Genomic DNA, 19,580 nt, shown 5'->3' on the forward strand with positions numbered 1-19,580 from the left:
AAAATCTTTCTTTAAAGCTCTTTTATAACAAGCCACTACTACTCATTCACCAATCACATCAATTCATTTTTATCGTAAAATCTTGGTTAAATCATACTGTAATTTTCTATTAAACGTTTGTATGGTGTATACGATCATAAAATCTTATTTTCGCAAGAGTTAATAACCACTATGAAATTGAACTACACAAAACTAAATAAAATTACAGGCTGGGCTGTTTTTGCCATTGCACTTTTTATATTTTGGAGCACGGTAGAACCTACAGTAAGCTATTGGGACGCTGGTGAATATATTGCCACTTCATCAAAATTAGAGGTAGGTCATCCTCCAGGAGCACCACTGTATCAAATGATGGGAGCTGCATTTTCAGTATTTGCTCTAGATGCAACAGATATTGCTTATACCGTTAATCTACTATCGGTGTTTTCTAGTGCCTTTACAATTTTATTTATGTTCTGGTCTATTACCTTGTTATTGAAGAGACATATTCTCAAAGATCAAGCTAACGATTTAATGGTTTTGGGAGCAGCTGCCATCGGATCTTTAGCCTATGCAGTAACAGACAGTTTCTGGTTTAACGCTGCAGAGGCTGAAGTATATGCTCCAGCATCACTCCTAATGGCCTCTATATTTTATTTAGGACTGCTATGGGAAAGAGATATGTCAGAACCTAGAGGAAATAGGTGGCTGATTCTTATCTCCTTTATAACAGGTCTTTCATTTGGTGTTCACTTTTTAGCTCTTTTAACCATTCCTGCGATAGGCTTGCTTTGGTATTTTCATCACTATAAAAACATAACCGTATTCAATTTTATAGTTGCAAATATTGCTGTGATAGCAGTGCTTTTGTTTGTATTTCTATTTTTAGGACCTTATACACTAGCCATATTTGGATATCTAGAGCTCTTTTTTGTCAATGACATCGGCCTTCCGTTCAACTCTGGTACCATAATCGCTTTATTACTTATTGTTACATTATTTGCTTTTTTGATCTCGCTTTCGCGAAAGCGTAACCTACCACTATTAAACACGATCACTTTATGTATCATGTTTGTACTTGTAGGATTCTCTTCCTGGACCATGTTACCTATAAGAGCTAATGCTGGAACGCCAATAAATGAAAACAGACCTGAAGATGCAAGAGCACTTCTTGCTTATTATAACCGAGAGCAATATCCTTCTCCAGGATTATTTTACGGCATGTCATTTACTGATATGTACGCTGGATATAATGAAGATGATCCTGATACAGAGGACAATGAAGCCTTTAAAGATGAGAAACCTAAGTATGAAAAAGATTATAAATTAGGTAAATATGTTATCGTTAATAATTATAAAGACGCGATTCCCAATACTAGTGATAAACATAAAGGGTTTTTCCCACGTATGACAGATCCTTCTAGATCTTCTAATTATATAGATTTTATGGGTGGTCTGGATTACACAATAAAACCAGAATTCCGTAATAACCAAGAATTGCTGTCAGTACTAGACGATTATGATCGCAGGCTACAACGCGGGACTATTGAAACAGAAGAATATATAGAAGTGCTGGTTTCTTTGCGTGAAGCCGTGGATATAGATAAACCTAGTTTTGCAAGCAATTTAAAATACATGACTAATTATCAAATTAGCTATATGTATATGCGTTATTTCATGTGGAATTTTGCTGGTAGACAAAATGATATACAAGGCGAATGGGATAATTATGACGGTAACTGGATCAGCGGAATTAAATTTCTTGATGAATTGCGTTTAGGCACTCAAGATGAATTAAGCGACGACATGTTAAACAATAAAAGCCGCAATACTTATTTCTTTTTACCACTAATACTTGGAATTTTAGGTGCTGTTTTTCATGCTCGTAAAGATTTGAAATCTTTTTACGTGACACTAGCCTTATTTATCTTTACAGGACTTGCAATCATTGTATATCTCAATCAATCCATGTTTCAAGTTAGGGAACGTGATTATGCATATGTAGGATCGTTCTCTGTATTTGCCATGTGGATAGGAATGGGTGTTTATGCAGTTTATGAAATGTTATGCGATCTCATAAAGTCAAAACTAGCCCAGATAGTTTCTTTATCTGTATGTTTTGCTGCTGCACCTTTACTTATGGGTTATCAAAACTGGGACGATCATGATAGATCTGATAAATATACAGCTCTAGCTAGCGCAAAAAAATACCTGGACAGTTGCTTGCCTAACGCTTTGATATTTACAATAGGCGACAACGATACATTTCCTTTATGGTATGCACAAGAAGTAGAAGGTTATCGTACTGACGTGCGTGTTGTCTGCACCTCATTATTGAGTACAGACTGGTACATGGATGATATGAAGAAAAAAGCATGGGAAAGCGAGCCCGTTCCTTCTAATCTTCAACACAATAAATACAAATATGGAACTCGCGACGCTCTTTACTACGCAGACAAAGAATTACTGCAGCAGCGCATGAGTGAACTAAATCAAAAATCTAACCTCGTTGTACCAGATACGATGCCTCTTAATCAATGGATGGATTGGATTGCTAGTGATAAGCTAGTAACGCAAGTGGAAATGAGAAACAGTCATTTTGAACATACCTTTCCTTCAAAATTCATCTCTATTCCTGTTAACAAAGAAGCAGTTCTTAAAAATGGTGTCGTAGCTCAAAAAGATGCTGATAAAATTGTGGATGAGATTGTCATTAACATAAAAAGCAATGCGATCTATAAAAACAGAATGTTCATGCTAGATATCATTAATGCAAACAACTGGGAGCGACCTATTTATTTTTCCGGTGGCGCATTTGGTGATGAGGATTATATCTGGATGAAGGACTATCTGCAATTAGACGGTTGTGCTTTTAGATTAACACCTATTAAAACAACACCAGAAGATCCACGCGATCCTTTTGATATGGGAAGAATAGATCCTGATTATGCTTATAAGGTAATCAAAAACTGGGATTGGGGTAACGGTGGTTCTTCAGATATTTATCACGATGTAGAAACCAGACGTAATAGTGTAGGTTATAGAAGTAACATTACTCGAGCATCAGAAGCTTTGACAAAAGATGGCCAATTTAAAAAAGCTGAAGAATTATTAGACATAGGCATGGAAAATATGCCATTAGAATTTTATGGTAATTACTCTATGTTAGAGCCTTTCGTATCTGGATACTATGAGCTGGATAAAAAAGAAAAAGCTCGCGATATATTGAACAAGGTGATCTTGAAATATCAAGACGAGTTAGATCATTATAATGCTTTAACCTTACAAGAGCAAGAGTTGAACTATAATCGCATCCAGCAAGCGCTAGTGCGCTATAATTCAATGGCCGAAGTACCAGTGTACTATGAAGATCAAGAAATGATAGACAAACATGTAGATGTATATAATGAATATTTCAAACCATTTGTTAGATATTTGAATGAAGCCTATTACATTAAAAAGGATAGCGATATTGATCTAGAAATGTATCCAGATTCTGCTCAAGAGATGGAATTGAGAGATTTATTAGATAACTCGGTAGATAATGTAACCACAGCAAGGGAAGAACTGCCTGTAGATACCCTAAGTCAAGATTAGAACATATCCAGATCATATATCAGATTGGTTTTCAAGGCGTTTTTCTAGTTATTACTGGCATGGAAATCGTGAAGAACGAACTATATACTTAACCTTTGACGATGGACCAACACCAGAAGTAACTGATTTTGTGATGGAACAACTAGATAAGTTTCAATATAAAGCCACGTTTTTTTGCATAGGAGAAAAAGTGAAACAGTTTCCAAAAACCTATGATAAGCTTTTAGAAAACGGCCATATTATAGGAAACCATACCCAACACCATTTAAATGCTTGGAAAACTTCTAGTGAAACCTATTTAGAAGATGTAACAGAATGTGCAAAACATATAGATTCTAATTTGTTTAGACCACCGTATGGCCGCATTAAACGGGATATCACTAAAAACCTAATTGCAAAAGGTTATAAAATCATTTTATGGGATGTGCTTTCAGGCGATTTTGACATGAATAGAGCCGCTGCGTCTTGTCTTAAAAATCTAAAGAAAAACACTAAAAACGGCAGCGTAATCGTTTTCCACGATAGTGAAAAGAGTTTTGAAAAATTGAAACAAATATTACCAGAATACCTAAGCTTCATTGAAAGCAAAGGATGGAAAAGTAAATCGATTTCTTAATCAGATTTTAATAAAATTGCTGTAAATGATGAATTAACGTATTGTCATCCTGTACACCGCTTTGCCTCCATTTCATTTCACCATTTTTATAAATGATAAAAGTAGGAACACCTTTAATACGCAAGGCTTCAGAAAGTTCTGGATTTTTCTCTATATCAATTTTAATGACTTTGGCCTTATCACCTAAAGCAGCAGCGACATTACGCAATACCACGTTCATAGCAACCGTATCCTCGTTCCAATCTGTAAAGAAATTGAACAATACAGGGACATTTGCACTAATCAGCTCACCGAACTTTGACATAATCACAAATTAAAGTATATCCAAATGTACGTAAAAACCACAAAAGTTGTACTAATGGATGATAAACAAGGATTTAAATAATTTACCTAACTAGTTTTATGAAGCCTTTTTTTCAAAGTAATCACTGTAATCTCTGGCCATATTCCAGCACGACCAGAATAACCTAGAAATCCAAAACCACGATTCACATTTAAAAATTGATTTGCTTCTTTATAAATACCTGCCCATTTTTTATAGGCAAACCACGCGGGACTTAATTTTATAAAACCAGGAATCTCAATACCAAATTGCATACCATGCGTGTGACCACTTAACGTCAAATGATATTTTTTCTCATCATCTTTAACTTGTAGATCCCAGTGCGTAGGATCATGACTCAATAAGACCTTAAAATCTTCATTAGTTAATCCTGTAGCTGCCTTCTCTAGGTTACCATATTTAGGAAACCTGCCGCCACCCCAATTTTGAACACCTACTATATTTATAGAATCTGTTCCACGAGTGATTTTCTCATTCTCGTCTAGTAATAACCGCCAGCCCATATCTTTTTGAATACGGTAAAGCTCTTGCATATTGGCTTTTTTTGCCTGTGGAGAGTCCCATTGCGCATAATCGCCGTAATCATGATTCCCTAGAACAGAATACACACCATCTTTTGCCGTGAGAGACCCAAAAACATTTTCCCAACCATACAGCTCTGTTGCAACGTTATTTACTAAATCTCCAGTAAATAGAATCAAATCGCTCTGTTGTTCATTTGCGAGATCTATAGCATATTTAACTTCTTCTTTATCATCAAAACTTCCTACATGGATATCGCTTAATTGAGTGATTTTATACCCATCAAAAGCTTCAGGTAAATCATCAAAAGTTAATTCATACTCGCGTACTTGATAATTGTATTTCCCCTTCCATGCTCCATATAACAGCGCTCCAAATGGAAGTGCTGCGAGTCCCAATCCTACCTTTGAGATAAATGCTCTTCTACTAGGTAAGAAAGATTGATCTGGGGTTTGCTTCCGCAAAAGCGAGTTATAAATAGCTTCAAAAAACCTAAAAATATCTTCTCCTAACATAAAAAGCACAAAGACAAATTGCGCTGCTAAAAAGGCAAGCAACAAAGTCACTGCAAAATCTCTTGCCCCAGAAACAACACCACGATTAGGATACAAATAAAACTGTAGAAATACATTTCCAATAACTAAAATGGTAACTCCTAGATAAACCCATTTCCACCAGTGACCACGAGATAAGGTTCTAATAAGTTGGAAAGAATAAATTTCAAGTAAAATTACTACGGCAAAAAATATTATAAAACGCATCGTGCGAATCTATTGCATAAATGAGTATCAAAATGTTGGTAGATTGTTAAACTAAATTCGATATTAAGGCAAACAGGTATCTTGCGCATCTGATGAAATAACTTGCCAAATAAAAACAAGAATCTATTCAAAACATGAATAAAAACGATCCTTACGCAGCACTGCGTTTTAAAGAATTCAACATTTTTTTAATAATGCGCTTCTTGCTAGTATTCGGTTGGTCCATGCAGTTTATTGTAATTGAATGGCAAGTATATTCTATCACTAAAGATCCGTGGTCACTTGCTATTATAGGTTTGATGGAGTTTGTGCCAGCATTTTCAATGGCGCTATTTGCTGGTCATATTGTAGATCAAAAAGAGAAACGTAATTTGTTAGCACTTTGCATAGGTGCGTTTTCACTAATAAGTTTAGGATTGTTTTTACTGACTTGGCCAGAAATTATCGCCGGTTGGTCTACCGATACGGTTTTATACTGCATTTATGCCTTGGTGTTTTTTGGCGGATTCTTGAGATCCTTTTTCGGTCCTATTTTATTTTCATTAATCGCTTTACTCGTTCCTAAAAAAGCGTATCCTAATGCCGCAACCTGGAGCAGCTCTGCATGGCAAATAGCATCTGTAGTAGGACTGGCTTTTTCTGGTTTTGCGATCAGTTGGTTTGGTGTTCACTGGTCTTTATGCATTGTTTTCAGCTTAGTTTCTCTAGCTTTTGTTACGGTTTTCTTTATTTCTAAAAAACCAATTTTAAACACAAAAATTAACGAGCCTATCATCCAAAGTTTAAAAGAAGGATTGGGATTTGTATTTAAGACCAAAGCAATTCTAGGAGCGTTGACTTTAGATATGATTTCCGTACTATTCGGTGGTGCGGTTATTTTACTTCCTATTTTTGCACAAGATATTTTACAGGTAGGAAGTGAAGGTTTTGGAATCTTACGTGCTGCGCCATCAGTAGGCGCGATTTTAACCATGATCGCGACGGCTTATCTCCCTATCAGTAAAAATGCTGGTATGAAATTGCTCACCGCTATTTTCGGATTCGGAGTTTGCATTATTGTATTTGGTCTTTCTACTTCGTTTTGGATTTCTGTAGCAGCCCTATTTTTTAGTGGTGTAACTGACGGTGTTTCAATGGTCATCAGACAGACCATATTACAATTGAAAACGCCAGATCACATGCGTGGTCGTGTGGCGTCTGTCAACTCTATGTTTGTAGGTTCTTCAAATGAGTTAGGTGCTTTTGAAAGTGGTGTCACAGCAAAATTAATGGGAACAGTGACTGCAGTAGTATTCGGTGGTACGATGACATTAATTACGGTAATAACTACCGCTTTGGTCTCTCCTACCTTTAGAAAATTGGATTTAAGGAAAGACTTTGAGGATCGTGAAAATGATTAACAACCTCATCATTTAGGATAGATTACTATCTATTAAAACGATAATGATTTTAATAATTCCGCTTTCGCGAAAGCGGAACACTTATCTACCTATTCTTTATAAAACACTCTTTTTAGAACAGTAATCTTGTGTATAAAAAGTCATAATTGCTGTTTTGAATTCCATTTTTCCTAGGTTCGTTTTTTATCTTTAGCATCCTTAAATTTTTACAATGACTAACGACGGTACTGACAATAAAAGATTATTTCTCCTAGATGCTTATGCCTTGATTTTTAGAGGTTATTATGCGCTTATTAAAAACCCTAGAATTAATAGTGCTGGTATGGATACTAGTGCGATTATGGGTTTTACAAATAGTCTTTTTGACGTGATAAGACGTGAAAAACCAGAGTACCTAGCCGTTGCTTTTGATAAAGAAGGAAGTAAAGAACGTGTAGAAATGTACGCCGATTATAAGGCAAATCGTGATGAGACTCCTGAAGCCATTAAAATAGCGGTTCCCTATATTCAAAAAATCCTAAAAGCCATGCATATTCCTATCGTAGAAGAAGCAGGAATCGAGGCTGATGACTTAATAGGAACACTAGCAAAACAAGCCGAAAAAGAAGGTTTTACTACTTATATGGTTACACCAGATAAGGATTATGCTCAATTAGTATCTGAAAATATCTTTATGTACAAACCTGCCCGAATGGGTAATGGTATTGAAATATGGGGAATTCCTGAGGTGCAGAAAAAATTTGAAGTAGAACGACCAGAACAAGTGATCGATTACCTAGGAATGATGGGTGATGCCAGTGATAATATCCCTGGATTACCTGGTGTAGGAGATAAAACGGCAAAGAAATTTATTGCCCAGTATGGTTCTATGGAAGGTCTTCTAGCAAATACGGATAAGCTAAAAGGTAAAATGAAAGAAAAGGTCATCGCTAATGCAGAATTAGGATTGCTTTCTAAAAAACTGGCTACCATTAGGCTGGACTGTCCTGTAACTTTTAATGCTAAAAATTATGAACTAGACGATCCTAACGTAGAGGCTGTTCATGAGATTTTTGACGAGCTCGAATTCCGTCGTGCTAAAGAAACCATGGCAAAGATTTTTAGTAAAGAGTTGCCAGAGAGTAAATCAAATGTCAGTTCGAGCGCAGCGGAGAACAATTCTGCAGGCGCTGGGCAGTTTTCCCTCTTTGACGCTCCAGGATCAGGAACAGCCGCTGAAGCTGCTACTACAGGAAGGCAAAATCTTTCTACCAGCGATCATTTATATCAATTAGTTCAAGAAGGAATGGGAACTAAATTGTTTTTAAAATCTTTAATGCAACAATCTAGTGTATGTTTTGATACAGAAACTACTGGACTGGATGCACTTACTGCAGAGCTTGTAGGAATCGCATTTTCATGGGAAAAAGGAAAAGGATTTTATCTACCTATTCCTGAAGATCGCGATGCTGCGCAAGCTGTTGTCGATCAACTAAAACCATTCTTTGAAAGTGAATCTATCGAAAAAGTAGGTCAAAACTTAAAATACGATATCAAAGTGCTAGACAAATATGGGATTGACGTAAAAGGTCCCATGTTTGACACCATGCTCGCTCATTATCTTATCAATCCAGATATGCGTCATAATATGGACGTGCTAGCCGAAACTTATTTGAATTATACGCCACAGTCTATAGTGGAACTTATAGGTAAAAAAGGAAAGAACCAGCTTTCTATGCGAGATGTAGATCTGGAAAAGCAAAAAGAATATGCGGTTGAAGATGCCGATATTACATTTCAGCTCAAAGAAAAGTTTGTTCCAGAACTTGCAGCCGCTGGAACCGACAAGCTTTTTAAGGATATAGAAATGCCGTTGCTCGATGTGCTGGCGGCTATGGAAATAGAAGGTGTCAATCTAGATGGTGATTTTTTAAGTTCGCTTTCGCGAAAGCTGAACGAAGACATAGAACGTCTAGAAAAAGATATTTATGAAACTGCAGGAGAAGAATTTAATATTGGCTCGCCGAAGCAATTAGGAGAAATATTATTTGGTAAAATGCAGTTGGTTGAGAAGCCTAAAAAGACGAAAACTGGGCAATATTCTACCGCCGAAGATGTGCTGAGTTATCTCGCCAAAGACCATCAAATTATTGCAGATGTACTGGAATACCGTGGTCTTGCCAAATTAAAATCAACATACGTTGATGCTTTACCCAATCAGGTAGATAAAAATACACAACGCATACATACTAATTATATGCAAACCGTTGCTGCAACTGGTCGTTTAAGTTCTACAGATCCTAACTTGCAAAACATTCCTATTAGAACAGAACGTGGTCGTCAAGTGCGTAAAGCATTTGTGCCGAGAGATGAAAATTACACACTCGTCGCTGCCGATTATTCTCAAATTGAATTGCGTATTATCGCAGCATTAAGTGAAGAAGAAAACATGATGGCTGCTTTCCAAAGCGGTGAAGATATTCATGCTTCCACAGCTGCAAAAGTATTTAATGTAGCCCTTGAAGATGTAACTAGAGAACAACGTAGCAATGCAAAAACGGTGAATTTTGGGATTATTTATGGGGTAAGCGCCTTTGGATTAAGCAACCAGACAGATCTAGATCGCAACGAGGCAAAGGAATTAATTGACACCTATTATAAAACATACCCTAAACTGCGCGCTTACATGGACGATCAGGTCAATTTTGCTCGAGAAAACGGCTATGTTGAAACGGTTTTAGGAAGACGTCGTTATTTAAAAGATATTAATAGTTCTAATGCGGTAGTGCGAGGCGCTGCCGAGCGTAACGCTGTGAACGCACCGATACAAGGTAGTGCAGCAGATATTATTAAAATAGCCATGATCAATATCCATAAGAAGTTTGAAGAGATGGATTGTAAGTCTAAAATGTTACTGCAAGTTCATGATGAATTGGTTTTTGACATTCATAACGACGAGTTAGAAGACATGAAAAAACTGATTCAAGACGAGATGCAAAATGCCTATAAGATGTCTGTTCCTTTAGATGTGGAAGTAGGTGTTGGGATGAATTGGTTGGAAGCTCATTAAGTTTCCGCACATATGTAAATCTGCTGGTTTACATTGACCTTTTATAAATTATAACAACATCTCGATCTGATTTAGACAATGCCAACACAAATAGTTGGCATGTCAAATCTTACTGGTTTTAGGGTGTGCAACTTTTTCAATTGGAGATAATGTTTTTCCATTAAATATGCTTGATTGGTTTATAAATAGGTTTTGATGTAAAATTTTATTTCCATGGAAAAAAATAAGTTTTTTCTAATTCATCGGAGATTTTATATTTTTTGTAAATCTGTGTAAGTAGATACCACATCACACCATGATCATTATAAATCTAGTCTTTTTAAATAACAGACGCATAAAAGTATTGTGGTATCGTATGTTAGGAATGGAACTGATTATGATCCTTTTTTTTGGTAAGTTTCTTTTTTAACTTAGTAAAAACCATTTCAGGATCCACAAAATGTTCTAAAACGTCATTACAGTAAATTACGTCAAAATAATTAATTGGCAGTTGATTGAGGTAATCTTCACATGGACCAGAGAAAACTTTATCAAGTTTAATAGTACAATCTAAGCTTATTGATCCATATACTTTATTCCCTATGTCTCTACGTTAATTTTGTTTTTAAAAAGCTCAAGAAAAGCTCCAACTCTACAGCCCATGTCTATAATGGTTTTTGGGTTTTCGAGAAGATAGGTAAGCATTTCTTTCTTGACATTATTATCATATTTTGCTGACTTAATAGTCTAATAAAATGGCTGATAGCATTGTAGTTAAACTATCGCCTAAGATAATGAAGTTAACTTCTCTATATTAATGAAACAAATTCTATTAGCCATAACTAACATTAGGTGCACTTGTTAATGAGCAATTACAATTCTCTCTGTTTGAATGGAAGAACCTGAATAAACCTTCAGGATATAAATTCCATTACCAAAATTAGAAACATCTAATGAATCACAGTTTTCAGTTTTATTGAAAATGGATTGACCTAGAACATTAAAAAGTTCTAGTTGATCAATTGGTAAAGCAGAGTTTACTTGAATTTGATTTTTGGCTGGATTAGGAAAAACTTTAATCCTATCATCTAAGTCTGATTGATCTGTGCTCAAGGTATTTTGATAAACACGTACATAATCAATAACCATACTACTTTGCGTAAAATTAGGATCTATAGCACCTGAGATTCCTCCCATTGCGATATTTAAGAGCATGTATTGATCTTCAAAGAATGGATAGGTATCTATATTTTTTACTGTAGGGTTATAAGTATAAAAAGGCATATCATCTATAAGAAATGTAATTTGCTGCGGCGACCAATTCATAGAATAAATGTGAAAATTATTTGCTACATCTTGTAGTGTGAACTCTCTTACATTTCTTGTATTTCCAAAACATCCTGCGCAATTAGTATGAAGTGCGGCACTTACATGGTTTAAATCTCCCAAACCATGTTCCATGATATCAATTTCACCACAAAGAGGCCAATTCGTTGTTCCATGAGTAGCATCCCAAAATCCTCCATCTTCATTAATATTTTTACCTAACGTCCATATAGCCGGCCAAGTTCCTTCACCGAATGGTAATTTTGCTCTTACATCTACTCTACCATAAGTAAATGCAAACTTAGAATTCAATCTTGCACTTGTAAATTGCTTTGTTTGTCCTTGATCTCTATAAGTTTCTCTCTTTGCAACAATGTTTAAAAAACCGTTTTCTACATAAGAATTATCTAGTCTATCAGTATAATGTTGCACCTCTCCATTAAACCAGCTACCGCCAGCTGGCAGTTGCGTTTGATGAAACCATTTTGTTGGATCTATTGGGTTGTTTGTTCCTGGAGTATCAAATTCGTCTGACCAGACTAAATCTGTGTAAACCACATCGATAGGATCAAATGGAGTTGCTACCGCACCATTATTAATATCATCTATTACATAAGTTCCAGATGTATTAGTCCCAAAATCAATAAAAACCACTACTCTATCGTATTGACCTGTCGCTGAAATGCTAGTATTTGTCCCACTAATCTTAGCATTGCTGAAATCAAAAGAAACGTCTTTCCATGCATTTGCTCCTGCTGGAATTTGTTGTAGTACTTCCACATCGGCTTGAGAGCCATTTTCAAATTTCAGTAGTATGTTATGTGCATTAGGGTCAAATGCATAAAATCGTAATGTTACTATTTGATCTGAACTCAAATCAACTGCAGTGTTGACATCAATGAAAAAACCTTGATCTAACGCGCCTCCGTCATTAAAAAACTGTCCAGCATTCCCAGGTGCTCCAGTAGGATCCGTTCTTAAAGAAAAAGAAGACCCAGAAAAACCTATAAAAGGAGATGGGTTATTCTCAAAATCTAATGGAAATTGTTGCGCATAAGAAAACTGAACTGCACAAAGGAATAGAATAAAGTATCTCAATGAAATCATTGTTTTTTTTTTGCTAAACTACAACAGCACTAAGTAAATCAAGAAAAACTGACCTCAACAAATACTATACACAAAACTTATATTCTTGTTAACACCATACCGTATAAGGCTTCGTCAATACAACTTTTACTCTAACGATGTAGTTTGTGATGATCTCGCTTTCGCGAAAGCAAAATGGTACCTTTATCTTTTTAATGCAAAGTAACCTTTTACCAGAGGTTTATCAGGGATTTGAAGGTTAAACCAGTAGCTACTAGAAGGCAAAGGAGAATTTGCAAAGGTTCCATCCCAACCGGCACCTTGAGGCGCCATTTGATGTAACAATTTACCATAACGATCAAATATATAAATCACTGCTTCTGGAAATTCATTAAGTCCATCGAGTGTCCAAGTATCATGGAACCCATCTCCATTAGGTGTAAAAAACCTTTGATAATCTAACACTACAAATTCTTGAATAAGTGTGCCACAACCATTTTTATCTCTTATCCTCACCGTGTGAAAACCTTTGTACAATCCATTAAAGAAATTGCTATCCTGAAATGCACTGTCACCTACAGAAAACTCATAATCACCTGGTCCAGAAACAATAAATTGTGCAGTATTATTACCATTTCTAAAATCTTGAGTTACAACATCATCAATAACCGCAATATCAGATGGTAATGCAGTTATAGTAAGTGAACTTTCACAACCAAAACTATTTGTGACGGTTACCGTATAACTACCTGGTTGATTAATATCAATTGCATTCAAGTTAGCACCACTTTCACCAGTACTCCAGTCATAGAAATCAAATCCAGTTTCTACACTTATTGTAGTAGGTAAAACAGCATCGACACATACTATAATATCATCTTGTGACGCAAGAACAGGTCTAGGCCTTATCGTTATATTAAATTCTGTATCGCTAAAACAGGATGTTCTTGTTTCTATAACGCGCACAAATACGGGTTGCAGATTTTGAGTAGTTGTAGTACTATTTCCCAATGCATTTTGATTGATGTCGCGGTCTATATCATTGGCATAAAAACGCACTTCATGTAAAGCAGGATCAAGACCATTTAAAATAACTGCGTTTTGATCACTTAAAGTAACATTCAAAAAACCATCAAAATCATCATCACATAAAAATAAATTAGGAGATATTGCGATTGCTGGCGGATTTGCCACAAACAAAGGCGCACTGATGATATATTCACAAGAAAGTCCTGTAGGATCAATGACTTTAATATAGTACGTCTCCTCAATTAGCGTTGCTGTAAAAGTTGATCCTTGCGGATTCATATCATTTTCTGCATCGGTTTCTGTTAAGTGGTAGGTTATGTTTAAATTAGTCACATTAGGGACAATAGTGTCTATCACACTATTAAAGTCAAAAGTCTCTGTTCCATTATCGCTACATATAATTATCGCATCTGCAGCTGTTGTAACATTAGTATCATCTACTTCTATAGTAAACTCTGTAAAGTCCGTGCATTCAGAATCATTTCTTATCACTCTAACAAATATCTCTTGCGGATTTGAGATATTAGTATAAGGAAAAGTAAGAGCGTTTATACCTATGTTAGCATCATTAAGTGACTCGTGATAAGTTACTGTAACATTTGTCTGACCTAATAATACATCGGCATCTAATGGAGAAAAGTCAAACTCTCTAAAGCCATCTTGAGCGCCAGAATCATCACACACATCTAGATCATCAACAAGATTTGCTGTAGGAGCTGGAGGCAAGTCTGCACTACCACTAGTAGAAAGAGAAAAGCCACCTTGCCCTATCGCAAGACCTACTATAATGTAATATACCTCGCCAGCATTAACGGTTAGCTCTTGTAAAAAACCATTTCCTAACTGACCTGGTCCTTCTATAGTATCTGTTTCTGTATCATTTAAACCAGTATCTCCACTTACACCAGCAGCTGCAGGATTTGTACTGGAACATCTTATGGCAGCACCTAGATTATTGCAATCAGTCACTGGACCAAACACGGCAAAATCATAGTCAGCTTGAGGCGTGTCAGGAGTTAAAGCAAAAGAGAACGATCCAGTAGTTTCTATTTCTACTTTAAACCATACTTGATCGGTCTGAAAATTAAAACAAGTAGGCGTTAAATTGCCTGGTTGTGCAAATTCATTTATCCCTATGCCAGATGGATTAATTCCTAGATCTGTGTCACCACAAAGAAGGATAGCATTACCGCAATCGTTAGGATTTTGAGAAAGCCCCATTAGACCACATAAAAAAACAAATACTAGAAGAATATTTTTCATAGGAAATGACATAGCCTTACAAATCTAACACTTCCAGTAGCTTATTCAAGTCCTGTTCTGTATTAAAATAGGAGAAACTAATTCTTATACCATCACCGCGCAATGAGGTAATAATGTCGTTTTGAAGCAGTAGATCGTATAACTGTTGATCTCCTTTAATATTAAAAATGGAAGAGTGTTCCTTTCTAGAAACCACTACAGAAGACAAAAGATTTCTCTTTTCAAATTCAACTTTTGCCTTTTGAGCCAGCTTTTTTACAGGATCAGAAACCTTCTTCCATCCCATTTCGTGAATTTTGAGTATCGCTTGTTGCAACGTACCAAAAGCAATCATATCCTGATGACCTGGCTCAAATCGACTGATAAAAGTCACATTAGAATTCATCACATTGCGAGCACTGCGATAACCTATCGACTTAGGGAAAATACGTTCCTGTACGTGTTCTTTTACACAAATAAAACCGTTACCATCACCAGCATGAAGCCATTTGTAACAAGATGCGAGGATGATATCTAGTCCGCTTTCGCGAAAGCGGAATTCTTCACAACCTACGTACTGAGTGCCATCTGCAATCAATATCATCTCTGGAAACTGCTGTTTTAACTTCTTGATAAATTCCAAGTCCATCTTGATACCAGAAATGTATTGCACCAAAGAAAAACAGAAGAAATCTGGACGTTCCTTTTCACAAAGCTTTAATATTTGTGCTTCCATATCTTCATCTATGGCAACGTAATGTGTTTTAAAACCTCGCGTTTCTACAGGCCAGTTTACCGATGGATAATCGTCTTTAAGAAGCAAAAAAGTTGCACTAGGATCTATATCGTTAATCAATGTATTGAATCCAGTAGAAAAATTAGGAATAACTGCTGTAAAATCAGGATCTGCATCGATGAAGTTTGCTATGGTATGCCGCACTTCATCAATAAAAATATTGCGCTTATTTGTGAAGATAGAAGCTTCATCGCGCATCTTTTCATTAAGAGACCTGCGATAATCTATAAGCTCTTGAGAGATCAATCCATGATTTGCCGTATTAAGATAAGTAAACTTTTTAAGTAATGGGTGTTGATCTTTCATTTTATGGAATTGCTAAGAATGACTAAATGGATAAAAGTGTAAATTTGACTATAAAAATAACGAGAATGTTCGGTAGAAAGAAAAAAGATGTGCCTGGAATAGATCTAGAGCAAAAAGAACTGATAGAAAACGCACAAAAACGCATCAAAGAGAAGCGTGGATTGTTTACCCATTTTATTGTCTTTTTAGTAGGTGCAGTTGGTTTAATTATAATAAGTCAAGTGTTGATGCAGGTGGAACCTTTGCGTATTCTAGATATTGAGTGGTGGGTTTGGGTCATTTTTGTGTGGTTGCTTTTACTATGTTATCATGCATTTAAAGTTTTTATTACTAACAGACTTTTAGGTCCAGAATGGGAAAAAAGGCAATACAATAAATTGGTTCAAAAACAAAAAGAGCGCATTGCTCAATTAGAAAAGAAAGTTGAAAAAGAATATGTTGCTCCTAAGGCAACACTAAAGGTAGAGTCCAACACAGCATCTCGTAAAATAACCATGATTGCCGCGGCAGGAATAAATAACGAATTAGGTAAAGATGGTGATCTGGTATGGCATCTTCCAGACGATTTTAAACGTTTCAAATCTCTAACTACTGGTCATTATATTATCATGGGACGCAAAACGTTTGAAAGTTTTCCTAAGCCATTACCTAATCGTACACATATCATTCTTACTAGAGATAAAAACTACAAAACTGATGGTGGCATAGTCGTTCATGATATGGAGACTGCTCTTGCCACTTCTACTGACGATGAGAATCCCTTCATCATCGGTGGCGGCGAGATTTATAAACTAGGGTTGGCTATTGCAGATGAAATTGAACTTACTAGAGTTCACGGTAACTTTGAAGTAGATACCTATTTCCCTGAAATAGACGAAAGGAAATGGAAAATTAAAACCTCACTCCATCATCCAGCAGATGACAAGCATAAGTATAGTTTTGATTATGAGACTTGGGTTCGTGTTTAGTTTACAGTAACTGTCGCGGTTTGCAGTAAAAACCATATGAACAGTTAGGTAATAGGTGACTTTAGAAGTAGCAGTACTAAAAACAATAATGATGGACTTTGAAGATTTGTTAGCTTGTAAAAAGGCATTTGAGAATGGAATGAATATTTTTGAATTGAGTAAAGCTTTTCCTAAGGAAGAAAAGTATTCTTTAACAGATCAAATCAGAAGATCTTCTAGAAGTGTCAATGCAAATATTACCTAGGCTTATAGAAAACGTAGATATCCCAAACATTTTATCAGTAAACTTACGGATGCCGATGGTGAGAATTCAGAAACTGTGGTTTGGTTAAAGTATGCAATGGCGTGCGATTATATAACAGTAAAAGAACAAGAACCTTTGCATACAAAAGCAAAGGAAATAGGAAAACTTATTAATTACATGATTAATAACCCAAATAAATTTGGAGTCTACAAAGAATAACTCTGTGCTTGTTAGTTATATTTTTGAACGAAGTGAACAACAAAGTTGAAAATTGATACTGTGACTGGTAACTGAGACTGAGACTTCACAAAACTTCATTTACTAATTAAGAGCGAATACATTATTTTTACCAAGTTAATTAACCAACACTATTATGAAGGCATACGTTTTTCCAGGTCAAGGAGCTCAATTCACAGGAATGGGTAAAGACTTATACGATACTTATCCAGCAGCAAAAGATTTATTCCATCAAGCAGACGAAATTCTGGGTTTTGAAATTTCAAAAATAATGTTTGAAGGAACTGCTGACCAACTTAAAGAAACTAAAGTAACGCAACCGGCTATTTTTATACATTCTGTTATTCTCGCAAAAATGATGGGTAGTGCCTTTCAACCAGATATGGTGGCAGGTCATTCTTTAGGAGAGTTAAGTGCACTTACCGCAGCTAGAGCTTTAAGTTTTGAAGATGGATTGCGTATTGTTTCTAAACGTGCACTTGCGATGCAAGCCGCTTGTGAAGCACAAGAAAGCACCATGGCAGCTATCATAGGAATGGCAGATGAAGACGTAGAAAAAGTATGTGAAGAAATAGAAGGTGTAGTCGTTGCAGCCAATTATAATTGTCCTGGACAACTAGTTATTTCTGGAGCTATTCCTGCTGTAGAAGCAGCGTGTGAGATTCTTAAAGAAAAAGGAGCAAGGAGAGCTTTGATACTTCCTGTAGGTGGCGCTTTTCACTCGCCTTTAATGGAACCTGCTCGTGAAGAACTGGCAAAAGCAATTGAAGAAACTGAATTCAAGATACCTACGTGTCCTATCTATCAAAACGTTTCTACATTTGCTGTAGAAGGAATTGTAGATATTAAAACCAACTTGATTTATCAATTAACAGCTCCTGTAAAATGGACACAATCAGTTCAAAACATGATCAAAGATGGCGCTACTGAATTTATAGAAGTTGGTCCGGGAAAAGCGCTACAAGGATTGATTAAAAAGATTGATCGAGAAGCGCAGGTAAGTCAGGGAAGTGTGGCTTAACAGATCTTGGATTACAGAGCATAGCATATAGATGCATTCTCGGTTAAAAAACCTCCCATGGAAAACTACGTTATCCATGGGTGGTTTTAGTTATAACTTATAATCGTTACTGTTTTATAAAAGTAAGATCATTGGGAAACCTTATAGGTTCATAATCAGGAGACCTTACTCCTTGCATTTCTTCTAGATGTAATATAGCTTTTAGAACACAACCTCTACAATCACGAACTAACTCAAAAGTAAATTTTAAAGTTTGTACGGTATTACCTGTAAACTTTAAATCTGCAAATGAACCATAAACTTTGTCGAGTGAAGTAGCAACGCCACCACCTTGTAAAGCATAAAAACCAGGGCCAACTTCACTGGTATAAACTAGAGCATTTGTACTGATTATTTCTTTTTTAAAATTAGCATAGAAATCGTCACCATCTGTTGCTATAGTAATAATATATGTACTATCTGCAACAGTCGCATGCCATTCTCCATCGTAAGATGATTGGGCTGAACAGAAAATTGATGAAAGAGTAAGTAGAATGATTATATATTTATTATTTAACATGAGGTAATTTTTATATTATTATTGGAATCAAGATCTAACTTTTCATAATTATTAGGATCACCTATCTTAGGTCTGAATAGTTCAACTCCAAGATCTGCTTCTTGAATCAGTTTTAAAAAGTTCTTTAATTCATTTTCAATCTCAAATGGTGAACTATGAATTTCTTCTATTAATGGATTTAAATCGCCATAATATTTTTTATAAATCTTACCACGTTTAGAAGTTGCATTTTGAAATTTTCTATAAGCTGCAACATCGGTTGAATTTGGTATAGGCTTTATGACTGGACTAAAGAATTCAATCAACTTTGATGCGTCCTTTATACTAAGAACAAACTCTGTTCCATTATTAGTCGCGAGAAAAGCTACAAAATCATTATCTAATTTATTCTTATCAACTTTAATTGCAATTGAATCTAAAGAAAGGAATAAAGATAATGTTCTGAGATAAAACATCTTAATTTTTACTTCTTGCGTCCTCGAAAAGACTAAAAAGCTCTTTTTTATATATCATAAACTGT

Annotated in this window: 14 protein-coding genes and 1 pseudogene; 7 read left to right on the top strand and 8 right to left on the bottom strand. The window is 35.7% G+C overall.

All coding sequences use genetic code 11. The annotated features are described in order from the left end of the window. The first annotated feature begins 171 nt into the window (after positions 1-171). Together ACTF54_RS01560 and ACTF54_RS01565 are read left to right on the top strand one after the other, a co-directional pair. Positions 172-3,576, top strand: coding sequence for a DUF2723 domain-containing protein (locus tag ACTF54_RS01560; RefSeq protein WP_438968573.1), 3,405 nt, complete (start codon positions 172-174; stop codon positions 3,574-3,576). 16 nt (positions 3,577-3,592) lie between these two features. Continuing rightward, positions 3,593-4,192: a polysaccharide deacetylase family protein gene (locus tag ACTF54_RS01565; protein WP_438968658.1), complete on the top strand. Its 600-nt coding sequence runs from the start codon at positions 3,593-3,595 to the stop codon at positions 4,190-4,192. A gap of 7 nt (positions 4,193-4,199) precedes the next feature. On the opposite strand, the gene ACTF54_RS01570 is transcribed toward ACTF54_RS01565, so the two are convergent. Both ACTF54_RS01570 and ACTF54_RS01575 read right to left on the bottom strand, forming a co-directional pair. Beyond that, positions 4,200-4,496, bottom strand: coding sequence for a thioredoxin family protein (locus ACTF54_RS01570; protein ID WP_347196310.1), 297 nt, complete (start codon positions 4,494-4,496; stop codon positions 4,200-4,202). Between the two features lie 86 nt (positions 4,497-4,582). After that, positions 4,583-5,818 (bottom strand): metallophosphoesterase, encoded by a 1,236-nt coding sequence (locus ACTF54_RS01575; protein ID WP_347196311.1) that lies wholly within the window; start codon positions 5,816-5,818, stop codon positions 4,583-4,585. A gap of 134 nt (positions 5,819-5,952) precedes the next feature. On the opposite strand from ACTF54_RS01575, the gene ACTF54_RS01580 reads away from it, so the two are divergent. Together ACTF54_RS01580 and polA are read left to right on the top strand one after the other, a co-directional pair. After that, positions 5,953-7,218, top strand: coding sequence for an MFS transporter (locus ACTF54_RS01580; RefSeq protein ID WP_438968574.1), 1,266 nt, complete (start codon positions 5,953-5,955; stop codon positions 7,216-7,218). A 211-nt stretch (positions 7,219-7,429) separates the two neighbouring features. Beyond that, positions 7,430-10,267, top strand: a complete 2,838-nt coding sequence (polA, locus tag ACTF54_RS01585) for a DNA polymerase I (RefSeq protein ID WP_438968575.1) — start codon at positions 7,430-7,432, stop codon at positions 10,265-10,267. A gap of 358 nt (positions 10,268-10,625) precedes the next feature. Here the strand turns inward: polA and ACTF54_RS01590 are convergent, their stop codons facing one another. The 4 genes from ACTF54_RS01590 to ACTF54_RS01605 all read right to left on the bottom strand — a co-directional run bounded on the left by ACTF54_RS01590 (position 10,626) and on the right by ACTF54_RS01605 (position 16,031). Further along, positions 10,626-10,850, bottom strand: a complete 225-nt coding sequence (locus tag ACTF54_RS01590; RefSeq protein WP_438968659.1) for a methyltransferase domain-containing protein — start codon at positions 10,848-10,850, stop codon at positions 10,626-10,628. A 257-nt stretch (positions 10,851-11,107) separates the two neighbouring features. Then, on the bottom strand, positions 11,108-12,679 hold the full coding sequence (locus tag ACTF54_RS01595; protein WP_438968576.1) for a family 16 glycosylhydrolase: 1,572 nt from the start codon (positions 12,677-12,679) through the stop codon (positions 11,108-11,110). A gap of 183 nt (positions 12,680-12,862) precedes the next feature. Next, positions 12,863-14,950 (bottom strand): T9SS type B sorting domain-containing protein, encoded by a 2,088-nt coding sequence (locus tag ACTF54_RS01600; RefSeq protein WP_438968577.1) that lies wholly within the window; start codon positions 14,948-14,950, stop codon positions 12,863-12,865. A gap of 16 nt (positions 14,951-14,966) precedes the next feature. Beyond that, a complete protein-coding gene (locus ACTF54_RS01605; protein WP_438968578.1) occupies positions 14,967-16,031 on the bottom strand; it encodes an aminotransferase class V-fold PLP-dependent enzyme in 1,065 nt (354 codons plus the stop codon). Between the two features lie 26 nt (positions 16,032-16,057). Here ACTF54_RS01605 and ACTF54_RS01610 point away from each other — a divergent pair, with 26 nt between their 5' ends. The 3 genes and pseudogenes from ACTF54_RS01610 (at position 16,058) to fabD (ending at position 18,501) form a co-directional block, all read left to right on the top strand. Continuing rightward, positions 16,058-16,999, top strand: a complete 942-nt coding sequence (locus tag ACTF54_RS01610) for a dihydrofolate reductase (protein ID WP_347202365.1) — start codon at positions 16,058-16,060, stop codon at positions 16,997-16,999. A gap of 91 nt (positions 17,000-17,090) precedes the next feature. After that, a pseudogene (locus ACTF54_RS01615) lies at positions 17,091-17,462 on the top strand (four helix bundle protein). 154 nt (positions 17,463-17,616) lie between these two features. Further along, on the top strand, positions 17,617-18,501 hold the full coding sequence (gene fabD / locus ACTF54_RS01620; protein ID WP_347197544.1) for an ACP S-malonyltransferase: 885 nt from the start codon (positions 17,617-17,619) through the stop codon (positions 18,499-18,501). Between the two features lie 106 nt (positions 18,502-18,607). Here fabD and ACTF54_RS01625 read toward each other — a convergent pair whose 3' ends face one another. After that, on the bottom strand, positions 18,608-19,060 hold the full coding sequence (locus tag ACTF54_RS01625) for a hypothetical protein (protein ID WP_438968579.1): 453 nt from the start codon (positions 19,058-19,060) through the stop codon (positions 18,608-18,610). After that, a complete protein-coding gene (locus tag ACTF54_RS01630) occupies positions 19,054-19,515 on the bottom strand; it encodes a hypothetical protein (RefSeq protein WP_438968580.1) in 462 nt (153 codons plus the stop codon). The genes ACTF54_RS01625 and ACTF54_RS01630 overlap by 7 nt, the downstream gene beginning before the upstream one ends. Between the last annotated feature and the right edge of the window lie 65 nt (positions 19,516-19,580).

The sequence above is a fragment of the Nonlabens sp. genome, from assembly GCF_965657255.1.
GTDB lineage: Bacteria > Bacteroidota > Bacteroidia > Flavobacteriales > Flavobacteriaceae > Nonlabens.